General features: G+C 51.3%; 19 protein-coding genes. 11 read left to right on the top strand and 8 right to left on the bottom strand.

Annotation, left to right across the window (positions count from 1 at the left end; all coding sequences use genetic code 11):
* Window positions 1-17 precede the first annotated feature (17 nt).
* Both NSU14_RS10140 and NSU14_RS10145 read left to right on the top strand, forming a co-directional pair.
* Window positions 18-1,070, top strand: coding sequence for an ABC transporter substrate-binding protein (locus tag NSU14_RS10140; protein WP_340944536.1), 1,053 nt, complete (start codon window positions 18-20; stop codon window positions 1,068-1,070).
* A complete protein-coding gene (locus NSU14_RS10145) occupies window positions 1,067-1,879 on the top strand; it encodes an alpha/beta hydrolase (protein ID WP_340944538.1) in 813 nt (270 codons plus the stop codon). The genes NSU14_RS10140 and NSU14_RS10145 overlap by 4 nt, the downstream gene beginning before the upstream one ends.
* Before the next feature lie 100 nt (window positions 1,880-1,979).
* Here the strand turns inward: NSU14_RS10145 and NSU14_RS10150 are convergent, their stop codons facing one another.
* Together NSU14_RS10150 and NSU14_RS10155 are read right to left on the bottom strand one after the other, a co-directional pair.
* Window positions 1,980-2,735 (bottom strand): PIG-L deacetylase family protein, encoded by a 756-nt coding sequence (locus NSU14_RS10150; protein WP_336101866.1) that lies wholly within the window; start codon window positions 2,733-2,735, stop codon window positions 1,980-1,982.
* Window positions 2,736-2,778: 43 nt separating this feature from the next.
* On the bottom strand, window positions 2,779-4,116 hold the full coding sequence (locus NSU14_RS10155) for an MFS transporter (RefSeq protein ID WP_340944542.1): 1,338 nt from the start codon (window positions 4,114-4,116) through the stop codon (window positions 2,779-2,781).
* Between the two features lie 318 nt (window positions 4,117-4,434).
* On the opposite strand from NSU14_RS10155, the gene NSU14_RS10160 reads away from it, so the two are divergent.
* The 4 genes from NSU14_RS10160 (at window position 4,435) to NSU14_RS10175 (ending at window position 8,736) form a co-directional block, all read left to right on the top strand.
* A complete protein-coding gene (locus NSU14_RS10160; protein ID WP_076243274.1) occupies window positions 4,435-6,024 on the top strand; it encodes a methyl-accepting chemotaxis protein in 1,590 nt (529 codons plus the stop codon).
* A 23-nt stretch (window positions 6,025-6,047) separates the two neighbouring features.
* Window positions 6,048-6,473 (top strand): chemotaxis protein CheW, encoded by a 426-nt coding sequence (locus NSU14_RS10165; protein WP_042138421.1) that lies wholly within the window; start codon window positions 6,048-6,050, stop codon window positions 6,471-6,473.
* Between the two features lie 15 nt (window positions 6,474-6,488).
* Window positions 6,489-8,483 (top strand): chemotaxis protein CheA, encoded by a 1,995-nt coding sequence (locus NSU14_RS10170; RefSeq protein WP_340944549.1) that lies wholly within the window; start codon window positions 6,489-6,491, stop codon window positions 8,481-8,483.
* Window positions 8,484-8,562: 79 nt separating this feature from the next.
* The gene (locus NSU14_RS10175; RefSeq protein ID WP_171716245.1) at window positions 8,563-8,736 is read left to right on the top strand and encodes a hypothetical protein; all 174 of its coding nucleotides are present in this window, start codon (window positions 8,563-8,565) and stop codon (window positions 8,734-8,736) included.
* Between the two features lie 84 nt (window positions 8,737-8,820).
* On the opposite strand, the gene NSU14_RS10180 is transcribed toward NSU14_RS10175, so the two are convergent.
* Window positions 8,821-9,189: a hypothetical protein gene (locus tag NSU14_RS10180; RefSeq protein ID WP_042138419.1), complete on the bottom strand. Its 369-nt coding sequence runs from the start codon at window positions 9,187-9,189 to the stop codon at window positions 8,821-8,823.
* 183 nt (window positions 9,190-9,372) lie between these two features.
* Here NSU14_RS10180 and NSU14_RS10185 point away from each other — a divergent pair, with 183 nt between their 5' ends.
* Together NSU14_RS10185 and NSU14_RS10190 are read left to right on the top strand one after the other, a co-directional pair.
* Window positions 9,373-9,861 (top strand): AAA family ATPase, encoded by a 489-nt coding sequence (locus tag NSU14_RS10185; protein ID WP_042138417.1) that lies wholly within the window; start codon window positions 9,373-9,375, stop codon window positions 9,859-9,861.
* 162 nt (window positions 9,862-10,023) lie between these two features.
* Complete coding sequence (locus NSU14_RS10190) at window positions 10,024-10,782, top strand: CPBP family intramembrane glutamic endopeptidase (protein WP_340944554.1); 759 nt, start codon at window positions 10,024-10,026, stop codon at window positions 10,780-10,782.
* A 907-nt stretch (window positions 10,783-11,689) separates the two neighbouring features.
* Here the strand turns inward: NSU14_RS10190 and NSU14_RS10195 are convergent.
* The 3 genes from NSU14_RS10195 to NSU14_RS10205 all read right to left on the bottom strand — a co-directional run bounded on the left by NSU14_RS10195 (window position 11,690) and on the right by NSU14_RS10205 (window position 14,311).
* Complete coding sequence (locus NSU14_RS10195; RefSeq protein ID WP_340944556.1) at window positions 11,690-12,670, bottom strand: serine hydrolase domain-containing protein; 981 nt, start codon at window positions 12,668-12,670, stop codon at window positions 11,690-11,692.
* 153 nt (window positions 12,671-12,823) lie between these two features.
* Window positions 12,824-13,816, bottom strand: coding sequence for an anti sigma factor C-terminal domain-containing protein (locus NSU14_RS10200; RefSeq protein WP_340944558.1), 993 nt, complete (start codon window positions 13,814-13,816; stop codon window positions 12,824-12,826).
* Window positions 13,817-14,311, bottom strand: a complete 495-nt coding sequence (locus NSU14_RS10205; protein ID WP_340944561.1) for an RNA polymerase sigma factor — start codon at window positions 14,309-14,311, stop codon at window positions 13,817-13,819.
* A gap of 164 nt (window positions 14,312-14,475) precedes the next feature.
* Here NSU14_RS10205 and NSU14_RS10210 point away from each other — a divergent pair, with 164 nt between their 5' ends.
* From NSU14_RS10210 to NSU14_RS10220, 3 genes are all read left to right on the top strand, one after another.
* Window positions 14,476-15,066, top strand: coding sequence for a GNAT family N-acetyltransferase (locus tag NSU14_RS10210; protein ID WP_340944563.1), 591 nt, complete (start codon window positions 14,476-14,478; stop codon window positions 15,064-15,066).
* A gap of 148 nt (window positions 15,067-15,214) precedes the next feature.
* Entirely contained in the window at window positions 15,215-15,775 is a 561-nt protein-coding gene (locus NSU14_RS10215) for a polymer-forming cytoskeletal protein (RefSeq protein WP_042138408.1), read from the top strand.
* 169 nt (window positions 15,776-15,944) lie between these two features.
* Entirely contained in the window at window positions 15,945-16,631 is a 687-nt protein-coding gene (locus tag NSU14_RS10220) for a hypothetical protein (protein ID WP_340944565.1), read from the top strand.
* Window positions 16,632-16,949: 318 nt separating this feature from the next.
* Here NSU14_RS10220 and NSU14_RS10225 read toward each other — a convergent pair whose 3' ends face one another.
* A complete protein-coding gene (locus NSU14_RS10225) occupies window positions 16,950-18,821 on the bottom strand; it encodes an ABC transporter ATP-binding protein (RefSeq protein WP_340944567.1) in 1,872 nt (623 codons plus the stop codon).
* On the bottom strand, window positions 18,811-20,658 hold the full coding sequence (locus NSU14_RS10230) for an ABC transporter ATP-binding protein (protein ID WP_340944569.1): 1,848 nt from the start codon (window positions 20,656-20,658) through the stop codon (window positions 18,811-18,813). Before NSU14_RS10230 ends, NSU14_RS10225 begins: the two co-directional genes overlap by 11 nt.
* Between the last annotated feature and the right edge of the window lie 15 nt (window positions 20,659-20,673).

The following is a 20,673-nucleotide window of genomic DNA, read 5'->3' on the forward strand; positions in this document are numbered from 1 at the left end:
CTAGGGGGAGATAAAACATGCAAGATCATAAGGTCAATTCAGCCAAGAGAAAGAAGTCAGGAATCCTGGCCCTGTTAGCGCTAATCTTCGTGATTATGCTGCTGGCGGGCTGCGGCAACAATTCGGCGGCTGACAGCGGGGCCGGGAATGAAGCCGCTCAGACAAACACCGCAGAAGCGACACCGTCAACGTCTCCTGAAGTGGAGCCGGCAGTGGCTGAAGCTGCAGAGGCAACCGGCTATCCGCTAGTGGTTCAGGACGAACTGGGACATGAGGTTACATTAAATACTGCTCCAATGAAAGTATTTGCTCCATATATGGAAGACTCTCTGGTAGTGCTCGGCGTCAAGCCGGTGGGACAGTGGTCCAATAAAGGCCAGGGACAGCAGTATCTTCAGGATCAGCTTGCCGGGGTTCCGCTTGTTGATTTCACCAGCGGCTTGCCTTCGCCGGAGGTTGTCATGGCGATGCAGCCTGATCTCATTGTTCTGCATAACTCCTACTATGCGGAGAATGGTGTCTATGAGCAATACTCCAAAATTGCCCCGACCTATGTCTTCCAGCAGGCGGCAGGTGACCTGGACAGCTCCGTAACGATACTGGGTGATCTCCTCGGCAAGCAGGAGGAAGCGGCTAAAGGCCTTGCAGATTACCGCAAAAAGGTAGAGGAGGCCAAGACAACCCTGGCTCCGCATATCCAAGACAAAAAGGCGTTGATTATCCGGTTCAATTCGCGGGGGATGTTCCTGATGGGCGGTGTTTACGGCGGGTTTGTACTGGCGGAAGAGCTGGGAATTACCAAGAGCGATCTTGTCGCTACAGAGAACAGTGTAGAGCTGTCGCTTGAGGTTTTGCCGCAGATCGATGCCGATTACATCTTCCTGGCCAACGATACAGCCAACACCGGTGAGTCCTTCTATAAGGAACTGACAGAGAGCGCGCTCTGGAAAAGCATCCCTGCCGTCCAGGCCGGTAAGGTCTATGATGTGGACGACCGTTACTGGCTGGGCGGCGGTATCGTTGCCTACAGCAATGTCATTGACGATGTTCTGGAGATCCTCGCGCCATGACTATGACGAATGAACGGAGCTACCCGCATCTTGGCTGCGAGGAACATGTCATTTATGCCGGGGCAAAACGCCAGGAGTACCGGATTCTGATCTCGCATCCAACCGGAGAAGCCCCGCCGGAGGGGTATCCGGTCATTTACGCACTGGATGGCCATGCCGTATTCCATACCCTGGCCGAATCTGCACGTCTGCAGTCCCGCAAACCGCATGGTTATGATCCGGTGGTAGTGGTGGGGATCGGCTATCCTTCCGGTGAGCCCTTCGATATGAAGCGCCGCTGCTATGATTTCACCATGCCGGCTGAGGAGCAGCAGCTGCCCAAGCGGCCGGATGGCAGCCAGTGGCCGGAGAGCGGCGGGGCAGACGAATTCCTCGATCTGCTGCAGCTGGAGATTATGCCGATGATCGCCAGCCTGTTCCGGGTAGACACAAAGCGTCAGGCGCTGTTCGGCCACTCCCTCGGCGGTTTACTTGTACTGCACGCACTGTTCACGCGTCCCGAGCTGGTAACCCGTTATACGGCTGGCAGTCCTTCAGTCTGGTGGAATGATTATGCCCTGCTGGCTGAACTGGAGCAGTTCTTGGAAGCATATCCTTCTAAGGCTCTGCAGCGTAAGCTGCTGATTACGATCGGTGCCGACGAGCTGGAGCATATGGTCGAGGATGCCGGGAAGCTTCCAGGACGGCTGGCATCTCTGGCAGAGCATGGCCTGCAGACGAGTCTTAATGAATTCGCCGGTGAGAGCCATGTTAGCGTACTGCCTGCGGCGCTGAGCCGTCTGCTGAGATTCGCCTTGGAGAAGGAATGAGATCCTGGAACAAGCCTAAAGTTCATAGATTCCACGTAAAGAAGAGCAGCAAATCTCCCGTTTAGGTGAGAAGTGCTGCTCTTCTATATGTTAATACACTTTAGATCAGCCGGGCATCCACGAAGCAGTGCAGATGCAGCGGGGACAGCACCTTCAGGCCTTCACCAAGCTCGAAGTCTTTGCCTTCAGCGAGCTGGCGGCCTTTTTCACGGAAATAGATCCGGTACATCGCCAGAGTCTCCTCACTGAATTGGCTGCTGTGCAGGGCTAGGGCTGCGAACTTCCGCTCGAAGTGGTCTGTAATGTCGATCACCGTATTAGGCTCCGAGGTGAAATAGAAACCAATCGCCTTCGGCTGCCAGGGGCGGGTGCTTGTCCCTCGGGGATACAGCGGAAGTCCGGACGACAGGAAGGCCTGGGCTGCGGCTCTGCCGGTAACGATATGATCATAATGTGCCTCATAGCTCAGCCACGGATCAGGACAGAGGATAACATCCGGCTGCACGGTGCGGATGATCCCGGCAATCTCTTCTGCCAGCGCCGGAATATGCTCCAGGGTGCCGTCGCCGTGGGCCAGCTGATGGAACACCGTAGCACCCAGCGACCGCCCAGCGGCCTCCAGCTCACGTGCGCGGACGGCTGCAATCTCGGCAGAAGACAAATGCTCGTCCAACGCACCAAGATCCCCGTTCGTCACAGTCAAATAATGAATCTCGCAGCCCTGCTCCGCCAAAGAGGCGATTGTCCCGCCGATGCCCACCTCATTATCATCCGGATGCGGCTGTACGCATAATATTCTGCGGCAGCCTGTCAGATCGGGAGGGGACATCAGTGCTGCCATTGTGGATATATCCATGTTCATGATCACTCCTTATATCAATAAATGCTTGAGTTCCTTTCTATACGGACCGGGTATTCTCCAAATCACTCAGCGTCTGCAGCCGCTGCTTATCACTTATATTGTAGAACAGAATCGGCAGGATTGCGGCCAGGAAGCAGAGTGCGGGCAGGAGAAACATCACGAAGCTGAGGCCATGCTGGAGCGTTGGAGTCGACGGCTGATTCTCAACATAGCTGAGCAGGCCCAGACTTGCACCGATAATGAGCCGTGACAATGCCCCGCTGAATTTAGTGACAAAGGTGTTCGTGGAGAACACAATCCCCTCGCCCCGGAAGCCCAGCTTCCACTCCGAATAATCAATGGTATCCAGCAGCATGGACGTGCTCACAATGGTTGTCATGCCCGAGAAGAAGAAGCTGACCGCGAAGAACACCAGTGTGGTCATAACATTGTGGTCACCGAAAAGGTAAGGCAGGATGCAGGACAAGCTCCCCAGAATGCAGGATAGGATGAATACCTTCTTCTTGGAGAAGCGGCGCAAAAGCGGCGGCGTAGCCGTCATGCCCAGCAGCATGCCTACAACAAGGCTAATCCCGACCTGGGTTGCATAACCGGCATCTCCCCAGACATAGACCACATAATACAGCTGGATGCTCTGCCGGATGCCGTTGACCAGGTTGATAATCAGCAGCGAGGCAAGCAGGGTGAGCAGCGGTTTGTTTTTATACACGGTTTGCAGATTTTGCCGGAAGGAGATCTTCACGGGTGAAGGGGCGACTCTTTCCCTGGTAAGAATTCCGGTCAGCAAAATAGATAACGCAGCAATGATTCCTATAATAATTGCAGAATACAGATAAGCTTGCGTGCTCCGTTCACCGCCGAAGGCCAGCAGCAGCTGGATGCCGCCGACTGTGATCACGACCGCACCGAGGGTCCCGCCGATTTTGCCTAAAGTGACGAACAATGTCCGTTCACCCGGATCTGTAGAGATAACGGACGACAAGGCCCAAAGCGGCGTATCACAGACCGTATACAGCATACCCCAGAGCAGATACGATACGGTGGCGATCACCAGCGTCGTCCTAGAGGAGCCGCCGAAGTCCCAGAAGCAGACGATGGTTGCCAGTGCAATCAGGAAGGGGGCAAACAGCAGATAAGGCCTGAATTTGCCCCACCTGGAGCGTGTTTTGTCGGTAATCATGCCCATCAGCGGATCAAGGCAAGCATCGAAGATGCTCGCTGCTACCAGTATGACACTGGCGGTAGTCGCCGGAATGCCCAGCAGATCCGTGTAGAAGAACAGAATATACATCGACATGAAGCTGTACAGCATATTCTGGCCCAGCAAGCCGCCGGAGAACACCATTTTCTCAGCCAAAGGTACTTTTGTTGTCAATGGGCAGTCCTCTTTTCGTTGTGTATATGTAGGGTTGTACCATTTGCTAATTATGTTTATTTATAACTTTTTTTGATGTTCTGTCAAGCTGAATATGGCTAACGCAGCCGGCTGGATAACCGTTACATATAGACAATGTGGAAGCGCATTACAGAAAATAAATTAAAAATTTATTAATGCAAAATAATTATATTAACTATTTAACGAAAAATGTCGAAATATAGCTGATGTGTCCGGCTGATGGGAGAGTGTTATGGGAGAATACAACAGGATTACGGCAGGATGGACACTAAGAAGTTAACCACAGGGGGAAATCACATGAAATGGTTCGGAAACATGAAGACAGCAACAAAAATTATCTCAGCTTTTATGGTGGTCTCATTAATTCTGGCGGGACTCGGGGTGTATTCCATTTTCTCGCTGAGCAGCAGTAATCAGAATATGAAAGGCATGTATAACAACAATCTGATTTCGGTCAGAGATCTGTCTGCTGCCAAAATCAATTATCAGGTCATCCGGGTATATATGCGCGATATGAGCAACACCACGGATGCAACCCAAATTGCCGGTTATCAGGACAAGATTGCATCCACCCGGCAGGATCTGATCCAGAAGGTGGACAATTACCGTCCGCTGGCCACGACCGGCACGGAGAAAGAGCTGCTGAACGATTTTGACAAAGAGTATGAGCTTTATCTGAAGCTGTTTGAGGAAGCGCTTGTTCTGGCTGAACTGGATGATCCGGCTCAATTTAATACATTCCTGACCACCCAATTGACTGCGCAGGGAGAGAAAGTGCTTGCGAACCTGGATGGTCTGATCGAATTTAACGTGGAGCTGGCCGAGGAAGCGAACCGCCACTCCCAATCAGCATATTCCTCCTCGCTGGTGCTCACCATCTCAGTTGTCTCGGCTGCTGTTATCATCAGCATTCTTATTGGTTACCTGATCGCCAGATCCATCTCCAAACCGCTTATGCAGATGCTGCGGCTGGCCTCAGAGGTGGCGAACGGTGATCTGACCCAGCAATCCGATATTTCCACCAAGGATGAAGTAGGCCAGCTGGCTGCTGCCCTGAACCGGATGGTTCATAACCTGAAGGATCTGATCAACGGGATTGTTATGAATTCACAGAGTGTGGCTGCGTCTTCCGAGCAAATCTCGGCAAGTACCCAGGAAATCGCCGGGACCAGCACGAACCAGTCTGCGGCGGCAACGAACATTACCGAACTGTTCAAGGAGCTGTCGCTGGCTATTGATTCCGTAGCCTCCAGTGCAGAGGAAGCGGCGGAGCTGTCGAATGAGACGGTGCGCACGGCCCGGGAAGGCGGATATGTGGTTGAGACCTCGCTGCAGGGAATGCAGACTGTCAATCACCAGATGAAACAGCTCGAAGAGGATTCCGGCAAAATCGGAGATATCATCGAAGTAATTGATGATATTGCCGAGCAGACCAATCTGCTGGCCTTGAATGCGGCGATTGAAGCTGCTCGCGCCGGAGAGCAGGGCCGCGGCTTCGCAGTGGTGGCGGATGAGGTCCGCAAGCTTGCCGAGCGCAGCAGTGATGCCACGAAGGAAATCACGAAGATCATCAAGGCCATGCAGGAGAATACGAAGCAAAGCGTCCGGGCAGTAGCGGAAAGCGTTGAGCAGTCTTCGATGACCAGCCAGGCCTTTGAACAGATTATCAGTATGGTTAATACGTCTTCACTCAAAGTGAATGAAATTGCTGCCGCCTGTGAAGAGGAATCCGCCCAGGCAGCCGAAGTGATGAGCTCGGTCCAGTCCATTGCCGCCTCCAGCGAGGAATCCGCAGCGGCTTCAGAGGAAACGGCAGCTACCTGCCAGGCGCTGGCCCTGTTATCCGAGGATTTGGCCCAGTCCGCTGCCGCATTCAAGACTCATTAATTCTACAGACTGAAGGTGAAGCCATGTCATCCTTACAGAAGGAACAGTATATCGAGCTTGCTGTAGGAGCCGAAACCTGTGCGATCCGTATCGAAGAAATTCATGAAATAATCAAAATGCTCAGCATTACAGATATCCCGTTCACCCGGAATGAAGTGAAGGGTGTGGTCAATCTGCGCGGTAAAGTGGTCTGCGTGATGAGCCTGCGCAATTTGCTGGGGATGGCGGATGAGCCGTACACCCGGAATACAAGAATTATTGTGGTCAACTACCGGGAGGAATTCGTGGGTCTCATTGTGGATAAGGTTAATAAAGTGACTACTTATGCGGAGATCCACCCTCCGGCGGGCGGACATAACCGCAGCCGCGAAGCAGTCTTCCACGGGATTGGCCAACGGGATGACCAGCTGATTGGCATTCTGAAGCTCGAGGAAATATTGGGCGGTTAGGAAGGGGAACAAGTAATGATGATGGAACTGTCTGCCTACCGCGATATTTTCATAGAAGAGCTGAATGAGCAATTGGAGCGGATCGACCAATCCCTGCTCACGCTGGAGCATGCTCCGGCACCTGAGCTGGTCCAGACGTTATTCCGCGCAGCCCATACGATCAAGGGCTCAGCCTCAACCATGGGCTTCCGTGAAATGAGCGATCTGACGCATGAGGTTGAATATGCCCTTGAATGGGTCCGGGAGAAGAAACCGGAGATTACCGGAAAGCTGATTGATACGCTCTTCCGGGCGCTTGACGCCATGAAGCTGCTGCGCACGCAATATATCAGCGGCGGGGATTACGCCGACTGCAGCGCCGTCGTTGCAGAGATCAAGGCATTGATTAATCAGCCGGCTGAACCACAGCCGGTCCGGTTGCCCGTCTTAAGTCCGGCGGAGATGCTCCTGGCCGAAGAAGCCGTGGCTGCCGGGTACTCGCTGCTGTCCCTCGCGGTAACGCTCAAAGAGGAGTGCCTGATGAAGGCGGCACGGTATTATATGCTGCTGCAGCGCATGGAAGATGTATGCGGAAAGGTCATTGCTGTCGCGCTGCCGGCAGCTGCGGCCGCCGGAGCAGACGAAGACTCGCGTTACAGCCGGTTTGCTGTAGTGGCTGCTGCCGGCAAAGAAATTCAGCAGATATCAGAACAGCTGGCAGGTGATTCAGATGTCCAGGGTATTGTCATCACTCCATTTGTGCCTGGTCCTTCAAGCGTTATTGGCGCAGCAGCGGCGGTTGAACCGTTACTGGCGGGGCCTCCGTCATCTCCGAACAAGGAACAACGGGGGAACAGCGCCCAGCCGACAGTCCGGGTCAGCGTGGAGCGTCTGGATCATCTGATGAATCTGGTAGGCGAGCTGCTGATCGAGCAGACCTCCCTGGCCGATCTGAGCGCAGCCGGCCAGCGGAATGATCCGGCTAAGGTATTGCCGGGTATAGGCGGAGTGTCGGATCATATGGGGGCTATAATTAAAGAGCTCCAGGAAGGTGTAATGAAGACCCGGATGCTGCCGATGGATCAATTGTTCAACCGTTTTCCGCGCCTGGTCCGGGATCTCGCCCACAAGCTGGGGAAGGAGATTGAACTCGTGATCCAGGGCGGCGAGACCGAGCTCGACCGGATGATTATCGAAGAGCTGAGTGATCCGTTGATCCATTTGATCCGCAACAGCACCGATCACGGGATTGAAAGCCCGGAAGTCCGGGCAGAGCGGGGGAAATCTCCCAAGGGAACGATTACGCTTACCTCGTTCCACGAGGAGAATCAGGTGGTTATCCGTCTGGAGGACGACGGGCAGGGCATAGATGCCGGCAAAATCAAAGCCTCTGCACTTAGCAAAGGCATCATCACTGAAGAACAGGCCGGGTTCTTAACGGCTCAAGAAGCCATCCACCTGATCTTTGAGCCCGGCTTCTCAACGGCTGCCGAAGTAAGTGAGGTATCGGGCCGGGGGGTGGGGATGGATATCGTACGCAGCCAGATTGGACGGCTTAACGGTATCATTGATATTGAAACGGTACCGGGCCAAGGGACTGTGTTCATTATCCGTCTGCCGCTTACACTCGCCATCATTAAGGGGCTGCTGGTGAATGTATCCGGCCGGGTGCTGATCCTTCCTATGTATAATGTAGCGGAAATAGTGCGGATCTCCCCCGAAGACATTCAGATCGTTCAAGGCGAACAGGCGATTATTAACCACGGGCGGATTGTGCCGCTCTCCTGGCTTAGAGACAAGCTGCATTACCCGCGGACCGAGCGCAGCTCCAAGACTATCCCGCTGGTGATTGTCCGGTCTGTGGACCGGATCGCCGCCTTTGCCGTTGATGAGATCATTGGTAATCAGGAGGTGGTCATTAAGTCGCTGGGTGCGTATTTGGGGACGATGAACCATCTCTCCGGGGCAACAATTCTGGGGAACGGGCGGGTTGCACTGATTCTGGATGCCTCCTATCTGGTCAGCCATTAATTTCATTGCTGCAGGTTTTGTATAGAACACGCAGGAGTTGTGAAAAATATGGAAAGACGTACCAGAAAGGGGTGGAGAGTTGGATATTACACTGGCTTCAGATGAAGTAATCAGTCGGATCAAGCAGCTTCAGTCTGGTGGAGGTACCGTAAACAAGAAGCAGGTTAAGCAGCAGGATCCGGAGTTAATGCGCAGTGCGCTGCATTATTTTCCGAGCTGGGAACATGCCGTGAAGAACGCCGGATTGCTGTAATTGAATCAGATACACAAAAAACCGGAAGATCCGCAGCACACTGCGATTCTTCCGGTTTTTTGCGTGCCGCCAGCATAAATAGGGTTACTTCTTGTGCGGAACAGCCTTGGGGCTCTTGATCTGCAGCTCGATGGCCTGCTGGTTCAGCTGCAGCTCATCCATATAAGCATTGACCTTCATCCGCAGCTTGTGCAGCATTTCGATATGCATATCATGAATACGGTCTTCGATACAGAATGCCGAACAAGCCAGATATCCATCTGTATAGGATTTGGTATCATCCACTACCGTATTCAATTTCTCTTTGTAAATCCGCTTTACAGGGCCGCTTTCGGGTTTGATCTCATAGTAGCGGTTCGTTTCCGTCAGCAGTCTCCAATGACTGGCCTCGACATCGTATTCATCCTTCTCCAGCTGTACGGTCACTTTAAAAATTTTAATAGGACTGTTCATGTTGAGCAAAACCTCCTGCAACCCCCATACTTATGTTCAATTCTCACTATAGGACTCAGAGATTATAGCATGCGTCAGCTGTATTTCCCACTGGAATATTAGGTAAAGTGATGTGATATATTGCAGTAGCTATTACAATGTAGGATATGACAATACGGTTATTTTAAGGAGGGAGAGATTGTAATGAAAAAGCTCATCATCGTAAACGGTACAATGGGCGTTGGCAAGAGTTCAGTATGTAAACAGCTATTCAAGTCGCTGGACCGCTCCGTATGGTTGGATGGGGACTGGTGCTGGATGATGCAGCCTTGGACTGTGAATGACGAGAATATCATTATGGTTGAGAATAACATAAACTACTTGCTGCACAGCTTCTTAACGAATACGTCGTTCGATTACGTAATCTTCAGTTGGGTTCTTCACCGTAAAGAGATGATTGACCGTTTGCTCGCTAGGCTGTCAGATCTGGAATTTGAACATCAGGTAATTACACTGACCTGTTCGGAATCAGCACTCAGGCAGCGGATGCAGGAAGATCATAGAACGGAGGAGCAGATCAATCGGAGTCTGGAACGGATAAGCACTTATGCAGGAATGCCTTCACATTCAGTGGATACAAGTGAGATCGGACTGGATGAAGTTGTTCTGCAGATTAAAGACAGACTGTTGTAGAGGACGGCAAGTCAGCGGATGAATCTGTCTCTGTGCTCCTGAATGGAAGGGGTAGTAACCGCAGTGAAAACTGTAGTATATTTCCAAGCGATCGTTTACAATAAATCCATTATTGTCCTTGGATGGCAATGATGAAACCACCTACATAAAAGGAGATAAGAGATGAAGAACACCGTTGCAAAAGGACATCCGGTTATTTTCTCGCTGATGCTGGGAGTCGTCCTGACCCTTCTAGTTTCAGTAGCATCTGCAGTAGCATCTATTCAGGAGTTTGGGGACATGGGGGTAAGAAATGCCCAGGCCTGCGCCTTTCTGGTTATGGCCATCATCGTTACTGTATATATGAAGCGAAAGGATTCCTCGCTTGAGAGATTCGGCTTCCGCAAGCTTGACGCCAAGCAGGCCAAGCCTGTGCTGTTCTACATCCCCCTGTTGATTCTTGCGGTAGCCCAGCCGGTTATATCTGGAATCAATGTGGAGACGACGGCGGCTGAAGTGATCAGTATCGTGATCATGACTATGATTGTGGGGTATACTGAGGAATCCATTTTCAGAGGAATCATCAGAGATAAGCTGAAGCATAAGGGGCCTGTATTTTATATTGTATTCTCGTCCGTAATCTTTGGTGCTCTACATATGGCCAACGCGTTTGGCGGAAATGATATCATAAGCACACTTCTCCAGGTTGCCAATGCACTGCTGCTGGGCTGCGTACTCGCCCTGCTGATTGAGGCAGGCAATAATATCATCCCGCTGATCGCCTTTCATTTCATTTATGATGCTCTGGCTTTGGTCAGCAATGAGAACTTGGAGCATGAGGTTTTGATAGTGGGTATTCTGAATATCATGTATCTGCTGTATGGCATTTATTTAGTTATTGAATTAACCCGGCGGAATAAAAATCATAGCCTGTCAATATAAATTAACCGGCCGGCATTCAGGAAGTTATCCCGGATGCCGGCCGGAAATCCGATTAATGATAACGCATACATAACATGAAACCAGCAAGCAGGAGCAAATTATCCCTAAAAAGAGTAATCGTTAGGCATGGGCATTCTGCTTATAAATAGCAGGGAATTTCAGGGATTATGCCGGGATATGCAGGTTTTTGAAGTTTTAAATTTTATTGTTTCTGGGATATAATGTAGACATCACCAAAGGAGCCACAGCAACAATCCACAGGTGGTAACCACAGGTGATTGCCTCATTCCTAAATTTAGCAATGAATGAAGGAAAGGAGAGAATCCCGATGTACTAGCGTTAGCGAAGCGTGCCGGAATCGGCTGCTGATGAGGAAGGTGGATGATAACATCTTCTGGCAGATCGTGGGTATGCGGGAACCCAAGAGCAAATCTTTGAAGTTGAACCAAAGCTATTCATTCAAGCAAGAGTAATCTTGCGGAAGAAAGAGCGTGATTCCGTTGAAAAAGGTTAGCGAAGCGTACTAAAACGATTCTTCACAGCAGGGAAAACGTCCGTGAAAACGTTTTTCGTGAAATCGTGTACGCGGGAATCCACCCCATATGCAGGACATGGAGCAACACTCCGAAGAGGAGCGAACGGGCAACACGGTAACATGAAATTTGAACAATCACCATGTCAGGGATATGGCTTTGTTAGCAGGAGGAAATGATTGAATTGAATACAGGAATAAACACATAAATCCCCGTGCCTCAAGTAATCAGGCAGCGGGGATTTATGCGTATATACATAAGCTACTCCATTTCGCCAGTGCGGCTGAAATGGCGTTTTTTGAATCTTTTCAGCGTACAGAAAGAAGGCGGGAAGCTGCTTGGTTTCACCGGAGAGGCAGCTTATTTGGAGGCTGCTAAAGTCCGCTTGGATTCATAAGCTGCGGTACAATATACTCGCCGAATGCATCAGGCGGAGGGTTGTTACGGCCCCGCATGTTGTCCCGGGTCAGCACGACCACCGTCTTAAGCTCCGGCAGTACATATACATATTGCCCGGCGTACCCGCGTGCATAATAGTAATCCACAGCAGCAGACCCCCCGGTTCTGGTATCACCCGTTATTGAATCTGTCCACCAGTGCCAGCCGTATCCGCCATGGCGGGGCGGTTCAGCCGGCAGAGCCGGCTGCGCCGAACATGCGACCCGTTCGCCGGATATAATCTGCGAATTCTCCCATACTCCCTGCTGCAGATAGAGCTGTCCGAATTTCAGCAGGTCGGCGGGCCTCAGCTTCAGCCCGTAGCCGCCCGTATGGATGCCTTGGGGATCTGTCTCCCACTCATACTCCGTAATTCCGAGAGGTCCGAAGAGATATTGCTCGGCGAATCTTGCTGTGCTCATTCCTGAAGCCTGCACCACAATAGACGACAGCAGTTGCGAGATCCCTGAGTTATACTCCATCCGGGTTCCCGGTTCATCCGCGAGCGGCTGCTCCAGTACATAGTTCACCCAATGGGAGGAACGGGTCATCTTGGGGAAGGAATTCGCTCCGCCGAATTCGGTCCAGCGAAAGCCGGCAGACATGGTTAACAGCTGTCCGACTGTAATTTTCGGTTTACGTGTATCAGCGTCGCGGCTGAGCTGCGGGAAGAATTCGCTGATAGAAGCCGAAGGACCGGGAAGCTGGCCTTGGTCCATCGCGATGCAGACCAGCGCGGAGAGTATGCTTTTGGTGCAGGAGTTGATCTTGGCAATCTCGGAAGAAGTGCGCTGATCTCTATAATGTTCAAAGATCAGACTGCCCTGCTGCTGGATCAGACAGCTCCGCAGATTCAGCGGCTTTAGGGAGTCGGAAAGTGCTGACAGGTTCATGGTTGTGTCCTTTCGGTATGTCATCCGGGCAGCTCTTATATCATGCTGCCCATACTGCTGGCTTCCTTGCTTTATGGATTTGCAGTAATCTTTGGATGGATTGGCTTAATTATCTCAAGCTGTAGTGAAGAAGTCCAATTCAACCGTCCGGCTGGGAAGCTTCCTTGGAATGACAGCTTAATTAGGAAGTGTAATGGAATCAGAGACCACGCCGAAGGTAGAGGCTTTGATATAAGCCTGATTCTGCAGAGCTTCCAGCTGTTTAGCGGTGCCGGTTACGACTACACCAATAATTGTGATATCATCCGGTTCCAGAATATTATTATCCCCGGCCAGGCTCTGATGAACCTGATCTGCTTCCCAGGTGAAGTTTTTGCCGTGCTTCCGCAGCTGTTCGACACTATTAATGAAGGAGTTTACACCGCCGTAGGGGGCAAACTGCTCTCCATGAAATCCGTAGATGATCATCGAATCAGCTGCGATGGTCTGGCGCGTTTCCTTCAGGTATTTTTTATAAGAGGGAGTATATGCATCCGTCCATAACCAGACAGGCTGCATCCCGGCAGGCAGAAGCTTCTGCGTCTTATCCAGCGTATAGGCCTGGTCAAAAGACAACGCCATCTCCACAAGTGTATCGTCTCCCAGCTGCTTCAGCTGGCTGATGCTGTCCTCATAGGAATCATAATCAATCTCCGGATGATAAAAGATCATTTCCCGGTCCCCGGTGGCAGAGTTGTAACGGTGTGTGGACGCTGCGCTCAGCTGTTCCGGGAGAGAAATCGCTCCAAATGCGCCATACCTGCCGGTCGAGTGGCCCAGCAGATTATAGGATTCCTCGATGGGCTGCCAGATATAAGGTTTATTTCCCAGCCATTTGTAAGTCTGATTGTAGGTCTCGCCTCCAAAGCTGTCTAATTTCACCGACTGGTTGCTGATGTGCACATTGGGTGCACTGATCTCATTTTTCCAGAGAATCTCAGACTGCACCTTGTCTCCCTGGTTCAGTCTCAAGTGGTAGAGGCCATACCAGATAACGGCGAGAATAACCGGGGTTACGATAACAATGATGCCAATGGTCTTCAGGGTGGAGCGGAGTCTGGCTTTTTTGATTATCTGCTGAGCCCCTTTCCCTCCGAAAATAAACGGGTCCTGTTCATGATTCTGTTCCATTTAATAGTCCTCCCCATAATGTTTGATGAATTGGTTTTTGGCGCGTGTAACATGAGTCTTGAGCGTGTTCTCATTCATACCGTACAGGGACGAGAGCTCCTTGTAAGTAAGGTTCAGCTCATATTTGAGAATCAGCAGCTCCTGATGCTGCTCAGAGAGCATAGACAGCGTGTCGCGGATATTCTGTGCGGTTTCCCGCCTCAGCAGCTGGATCTCCGGCAGATGGGTTAAAGAAAGAAGCTGGATATCGTCAACATCGACCTCCGGATGACGTTTGTCTTTTCGCTTGAGATCATAGAACTGATTGGTGGCGACACGGAACATCCAGCCCATGACTTGTTTCGGGCCGATACCATCCTGATAGGTTAAGTATTTATAACAGGTGTCCTGAACGATATCTTCAGCATCCTCGCGGGCGAGTCCGCGTTTCCTCAAATACCGGTATAGCAAAGTTCCGGCTTGCTGCAGAAAGTGATGAATGGTTTCTTTGGCCATGTCCTGCCCCCTTCCCCTATACAACGCTAAGCTCCGTGAAAAGTTTACAGCAGCCGTTACATTCAGTATTCCTTAATTATAAATGTTCACTACCAGCAACAGCTTCAGCAGTTCAGTTAATATAATATCAGTATGTAAAATATTAGCGGCAACGGAGGAAATCTATGTATCAGGAAAATGAATTGCAGATTCGGCCGATAGCTGAAGGGGATCTATTCAGACTGTGGGAGCTCTCACACAAAGAGGAAGCACCGGAGTGGAAGAAATGGGATGCACCTTACTACGAACACAAGCGGATTCCGTGGGAAGAGTATTATGGGAACAGAGCGGAGATTGTTGGACGCGGAAAAAATTGGGTAATAGAAGTAGAGGGCGGGGTTATTGGCGACGTCAGTTACTATTGGGAGCATGAGCCATCCCTTTGGCTGGAAATGGGTATTATCATCTATGATCCGGCATATTGGAGCAGCGGTTACGGGACTAAAGCTCTCAGACTGTGGATCGGTCATCTGTTCAATGCGTATCCGCTGGTCCGTGTAGGCTATACCACATGGTCCGGGAATGAGCGGATGATCAGGACCGGGGTGAAATTAGGCATGACGATGGAAGCAAGACTCCGGAAATGCCGTTACTACGATGGGCAGTTCTACGATTCTATTCGAATGGGGCTGCTTAGAGAGGAGTGGGAGGCTTTAGAATTGAAAGGATCAGCCGCTGGAGCCGCTGAGGGTTCGCGAACAAAATTAGACAAATAAGCATGAAATACCTGCATTTTGCACGATATGAAACAATTAAAATGTTTCTTTGTGAAAAAAGACACAATATTGTGAAAACTATCACGTTGTTATCATAAAAATTTTAATATATAATAAAGTTAATTAAAAGAAACAGGGGGAATTAAAAATGAAATTATTCAAAGTTCTAGTAGTAGCAGGGGTATCAGCAGCATTGTTGTCGGGTTGTGGATCGAATAATAATAACGCAGCTAATAATGCAGGTGCAGCAGCAACAACAGCTCCAGCCACAGAGCAGACTGATGCAAAAAGCACAGCTTCGATTGTTAACCAGGCAGATGCCTTCACTGCTGCTGTAAGCGAAAGCGGCAACTGGATTGTAGCAATCCTGAACGATCTGACCGTTGACAAAGATGTTGTTGTAGCCGGTGAATTCCATGACAAAGGCGATGCATCTGCAGCGATCTACCGTAAGCTTGCCCTGTATGCACAAGATGCAGATCACAAGGTTACAGCTACCTACACACTGACAGCACCTAAAGTAACTGTACAGAGCGAGAACTTCCGCGTTCAAGGCGGTACAATCAAAGGTGACGTATATGTAGAAGCTAACGGATTCAACCTGTACAAAGATGCTACTATCGACGGTAACCTGTACTATGCAAGTGAAGATGTGAAGGCTACTGCTGTGATCGAAGGCAAAGTAACCGGAGCAAATGAAGTTAAATAATTCAAACCTAATATAGCAGTTACAATATTAGAATGGATTGCAAACAGCCTGTAGACAGGCCCTTTGGGGCTTGCTCTACGGGCTTTTTTGTATTCTGCGCTGAAATATTCTATAGTATTATGGAAGGTATTGTAAGCGCAAACACATGGGACAGGGGATGCAATTATTCATGAAGAATAGCCGGAGATTGGGAATGGCTGCCGGAGTGATTCTAGCTTCCGTAGCCGTACTCTATTTACTTTTGTATATGTATGAAAGACCGGGCGGATGGTCTGACCAGCGGATGTCCCGCTCACTCGGAATGGACCAGACCCTCCAGATTCCACTTGGCAAAAGTCCGGAAGAAGCTGTCCGGCTGTTCCGCGCCTCTGACACGATGACTGTAATTCATCAGGAGCCTGCAGCCAGAGGGGTGCTGGTATTTCTTACCCGGCCGGGGCAGCAAGGCAGCAGTAATCTTCAAGTAGAGTATGTCCGCAAAACCTGGCTCGGATGGAAGTGGGTATGGGGAGGCGGCTACGGAATGGGCGGAGGTCCGGAGAGCTCTGCAATAAATTATATGTGTTTTCCTGAACTGGAGCATATTTCGACTCCATTTCCCATGGTGATCGGAGATGTTCTGAACCCGTCCATTCAGCATATTACAGTCGAGCAGAAGGAGGCAGGAACGGATACATCCGAAGCGAAGCTGATTAAAGTCGGATCAGACCGGACGATTTGGTTCGCTTTTCAGCCGGTTACGGCGGGTGTCCCGTTTGAGATTGAAGGGTTTGATGAGGACGGGGAAGTGGCCGCTTCCAAAATCATAACAGACGCCAGAGACAGCGGGGCGATTCCGCTAGGTGGTTCAAAATAAAAAGTGCAGGGGCTTCGCATAACCTTCAATGGCGGGAGTGTTGCACGAAATACAACAATTCCCTTGTAATATCAGCCCTAATCGCAAATTGTTGTACACAATGCAGCATTCCTCCGTGAACAAGCCGTTAATTGGGAGAATTCCTGCATTTCATACAACAATCTTCCCGAGTATCCGGGTATCTAAGTATCAAAGTTGCAAAACGTACAACATTTCTATTTGAGTCTGAAAAGAGACGAAGACTCCGGCCGCCGTGGTGACACGGACCTTCGGGGTCTTCGTCTGTAATTGTGATTTGTTTTCCCGGGAGAACTGATGTTATGCCGGTAATACTGAAGTAAGGGATTTCGCATAGGATGCGGATTCCAATTCTTCAACCGGTGCTGTTCTAAACTGTAAATGATACAGCTCCGCATAGAGCCCATCCTGTTCAATGAGCGCATCATGTGTGCCTTCTTCAACAATTCTTCCATGATCCAGAACAATGATCCGCGAAGCCTCCCTTACCGTTGAGAGCCTGTGGGCAATCACGAGGGTGGTCCGGTCTTTCATCAACAGATCAAGCGATTGCTGAACCAGCCGTTCGGACTCGTTGTCGAGTGCTGAAGTAGCTTCATCCAGCAGCAGGAGCGGGGCATTACGCAGAAAAGCTCTGGCGATGGCGAGGCGCTGCCGTTGACCGCCTGATAAAGTAGAGCCGTGTTCACCGATCAGCGTGTCGTATCCTTCAGGCAGCCGCATAATAAATTCATCTGCACCTGCCAGGCGGGCAGCTTCCCGGATTTCTTCATCGCTGGCATGTTCAGCGCTGAACGCGAGATTATCCCGGATGCTGCCGGAGAACAGGTAAGGATTCTGCGGCACATAGGAGATCCTCAGGCGCGCCGCCTCCAGGTGATCATGCACACCATAACCGCACACGGTAATACTGCCGGCCTCCGGTTCATAGAGTCCGCAGCACAACCGTACAAGTGTCGTCTTGCCCGAACCGCTGGGGCCGACAACAGCAACCGTCTCGCCATGCTTCAGCTCCAGATGGATCCCGCTCAGACAGCTTCCCTCCCTGGACTGGGGTCCCTCGAAGCTGTAGTGCAGCCCCTGTATGCTTAGTGCAGCAGCTTCCGCCAAGGCGGTTGCTTCAGCGGCGGCTACCGCAGCGGATACGGTAGCAGTATCCTGTCCATCGCCAGATGCTGCCCCTTCCCGGGGAGCATCAAGAATCTCAAATACACGGTCAGCCGCCCCGAGTGATTCCTGTACCCCGCCCCAAGTCTGCGACATATGGACGAATGGCCACTGAACACGTCCCATCAGGATGATGAAGGCAAGCACTTCCCCTGCCGAAGTCTCCCCACGGAGCGCTGACCGGGCAATTAGTACCGCACAGCTGATCATTACTGCATTGTTGATGAAGGCTGAAGAATGCCAGAGCAGTGCGTTTAACAGAGTTTTTTGCTTCTGGAGCCGGTTCAACTGCTCGCGTCCAGCTGCATACCTGCCCAGCAGCGTATTCTCCAGTGAAAACGAACGGATAACCTTCATCCCCTGGAGGGTCTCCTGCAGGATTCCCCGCAGCAAGGCTTCCTGGGCATAGATTTCCGTGAACAGCTTACGCAGTCTGCGGTCAAAGAAACGGCCGGACAGAAAGACAACGGGGCCCGTTCCAAGTGCAAGGAGTGCAAGCCAGACATCCAGGCTGGCCAAATACAGAAATGCAACCAGGCAGAGCAGAAGATTATAACCCAGATCGTAGACCAGACTGCTAATCATCCCCATGGCCGCTCCGGCATCCTTGGTATTCCGGGAGGTCAGATCCCCGGAGTGCATGGCTTCCAGCTGGCGGTAAGGCAGCCGGTGGCTCGCGTCAAACAGCTTCGCCCGGAAATCCCAGGCCATCCGGCTGTGCACGGTGAAGCGGAAGTAATGCTGCAGCATAAGACAGAGAATAATCAGGAAGCAGGCCAGTGAACAAATTAAGGTTATCCGTGTCAGTGACTGCATGTTCGTGCTGTTGATCGTATCAATGAAAACCTGCTGAATTGTAGCAAATCCGATATCCAGTGCAAGCCTGGCCATTAGCAGCACTATTGCTGCCAGAAAGCCGAGCCGGTATGGCTTGACATAAGGAAGCAGCCGCTGGAGGGCTTCCCCGAGCCGGATTCGGCCGGATGATGATGATTTAGTATTCATTTTGCAGTCCTCCTCCGGCAGCAGCCTCTGTCTGAATGCCCGCCTGGGCCATTGCGTGATATTTACCTTGCAGCGCCATCAGCTCCATATGGGTCCCTTGTTCAACAATTGCTCCGGCCTCCATGAAGTAGATATGATCAGCGTACTTAATAGTTGAGAGCCGGTGGGCGACTACGACCGTTGTCCGGTTCGTCATCAGGGCCTTCAATGCCTGCTGGACAATCTCTTCATTATGGCTGTCAAGGGCAGCAGTAGGTTCATCAAGCAGCAGCAGCCCCGGTTCACGGACGAAGGCGCGAGCAATCGATAGACGCTGGCGTTCACCTCCAGATAAGGTAAGCCCTCGCTCACCGATGAGAGTATTGTATTCCTGCGGCATCCGCATAATGAACTCGTGGATACCTGCATTCTGTGCGGCGGCTATCACCTCTTCCCGGGAGGCTTCCGGCCGTCCCCAGGCAATATTCTCGTATAGAGTTCCGGAGAACAGATAAGGCTCCTGGGATACATAGGCGATACGGCTGCGCCAGCTGCGCGGAGGAATCGTATGTAGGGGCGTGCTGCCGTGATAAATGCTTCCTCCGTCAGGTACATAAGCTGCAAGCATTAGCTGAAGAATCGTGCTCTTGCCGCTCCCGCTGGCACCAGCGAAAGCGGTAACCTTACCTGGCTCAATCCGCAGCTGAGTTTCAGTGATTACTTTCGTTTGTCCGTACCCGAAGCTGACATTGTTGAATATGAGCGGCAGCTGTCCGGCAACGGGCAGATTAACGGTATCCCATGCTTCAGCCAGATGCCCTGCGGTACCCGAATTAGCAGGGCTGATGCCTTCTTCGGTTAAATCCATGATCTCAAATAAACGCTTCCCCTGTGCCAGCGAAGCCTGCAGTTCTGTCCACAGGTTGGCAAGCCGCGATACCGGATTCGAAATTTGTTCAAAGCAAATGAGAAAAGCAGCAACGGCGCCTACATCAATCCGCCCCCCAATTACAAGATAGCCGCCATAGGAGAGTACATACAGTAATCCGCCCAGGATAACAGCCAGAGGCATATTGTAACCTACAGCTTCTACCCGAGAGAGCGGCAGGTGGACTGTGTTGTATTGCCGGACTCTGCTGGTGAATTGCCCGAGTAGACGGGGAGCAAGGGAGAAGGCACGCACCACCTCAGCGCCCTGCATCGAATCCTGGATGAATGCCTGCTGGGCGCTCTCAATGCTCTGACGCTGCTCATTCATGGTGCGGAGCCGTGAGGTGAAGGGGAGCATAACCAGCGGAACCAGCGCACAGATGATGATTGTTCCCAGTGTCAGAGCAAATTGCAGAGACAGCAGATAAGTGAGCAGAAAGATGATTTGTAGCAGATTGCTGATCAGTTCAATCGTCTTCCGGTTTATTCCCTGCTGTGCGGCTGGAGCCGAGTCATTCATCCGGCTGATTAGATCGGCGGAATGATAGCGGTCCAGATCCTTCATCCGGACATTCAGCATTCTTGTCAGCATGGACATCTGGAGTTTCGAGGTAGATTTGATCTCAAGCAGACCTGAGAGATATGTATTCAGAAAGTGGACTCCGGCATCTGTAACTACGATGACAGCAGCAAAGGTCATTCCGGCTGTCAGACCGGAGGTGTTGTGGTTGGTGGCCGCATTGATAATCCGCCGCAGGGACTCAGCCAAACCTACAGTTGTGAGTGAGCTGACCGCTGCCAGAACACACAGAATGATATACCAGCCTGTATAAGGTTTGCCTAGCTGCAGCAAACGTATAAATGTACTCTGGGCAGCGGCGGGCGGTTCATCCAGCGGCGTTGCCGCGGTATTCGTGATCCTGTTCAAGTGAACCCCTCCAGT

Origin of the sequence: Paenibacillus sp. FSL R10-2771 (assembly GCF_038000205.1) — a bacterium.
Taxonomy (GTDB): domain Bacteria; phylum Bacillota; class Bacilli; order Paenibacillales; family Paenibacillaceae; genus Paenibacillus_AQ; species Paenibacillus_AQ phytohabitans.

Coding starts and splice junctions, on each gene's coding strand:
- NSU14_RS10140 (WP_340944536.1), top strand. CDS start 18: ATGCAAGATCATAAGGTCAATTCAGCCAAGAGAAAGAAGTCAGGAATC.
- NSU14_RS10145 (WP_340944538.1), top strand. CDS start 1,067: ATGACTATGACGAATGAACGGAGCTACCCGCATCTTGGCTGCGAGGAA.
- NSU14_RS10150 (WP_336101866.1), bottom strand. CDS start 2,735: ATGGATATATCCACAATGGCAGCACTGATGTCCCCTCCCGATCTGACA.
- NSU14_RS10160 (WP_076243274.1), top strand. CDS start 4,435: ATGAAATGGTTCGGAAACATGAAGACAGCAACAAAAATTATCTCAGCT.
- NSU14_RS10165 (WP_042138421.1), top strand. CDS start 6,048: ATGTCATCCTTACAGAAGGAACAGTATATCGAGCTTGCTGTAGGAGCC.
- NSU14_RS10170 (WP_340944549.1), top strand. CDS start 6,489: ATGATGATGGAACTGTCTGCCTACCGCGATATTTTCATAGAAGAGCTG.
- NSU14_RS10180 (WP_042138419.1), bottom strand. CDS start 9,189: ATGAACAGTCCTATTAAAATTTTTAAAGTGACCGTACAGCTGGAGAAG.
- NSU14_RS10185 (WP_042138417.1), top strand. CDS start 9,373: ATGAAAAAGCTCATCATCGTAAACGGTACAATGGGCGTTGGCAAGAGT.
- NSU14_RS10190 (WP_340944554.1), top strand. CDS start 10,024: ATGAAGAACACCGTTGCAAAAGGACATCCGGTTATTTTCTCGCTGATG.
- NSU14_RS10195 (WP_340944556.1), bottom strand. CDS start 12,670: ATGACATACCGAAAGGACACAACCATGAACCTGTCAGCACTTTCCGAC.
- NSU14_RS10200 (WP_340944558.1), bottom strand. CDS start 13,816: ATGGAACAGAATCATGAACAGGACCCGTTTATTTTCGGAGGGAAAGGG.
- NSU14_RS10205 (WP_340944561.1), bottom strand. CDS start 14,311: ATGGCCAAAGAAACCATTCATCACTTTCTGCAGCAAGCCGGAACTTTG.
- NSU14_RS10210 (WP_340944563.1), top strand. CDS start 14,476: ATGTATCAGGAAAATGAATTGCAGATTCGGCCGATAGCTGAAGGGGAT.
- NSU14_RS10215 (WP_042138408.1), top strand. CDS start 15,215: ATGAAATTATTCAAAGTTCTAGTAGTAGCAGGGGTATCAGCAGCATTG.
- NSU14_RS10220 (WP_340944565.1), top strand. CDS start 15,945: ATGAAGAATAGCCGGAGATTGGGAATGGCTGCCGGAGTGATTCTAGCT.
- NSU14_RS10225 (WP_340944567.1), bottom strand. CDS start 18,821: ATGAATACTAAATCATCATCATCCGGCCGAATCCGGCTCGGGGAAGCC.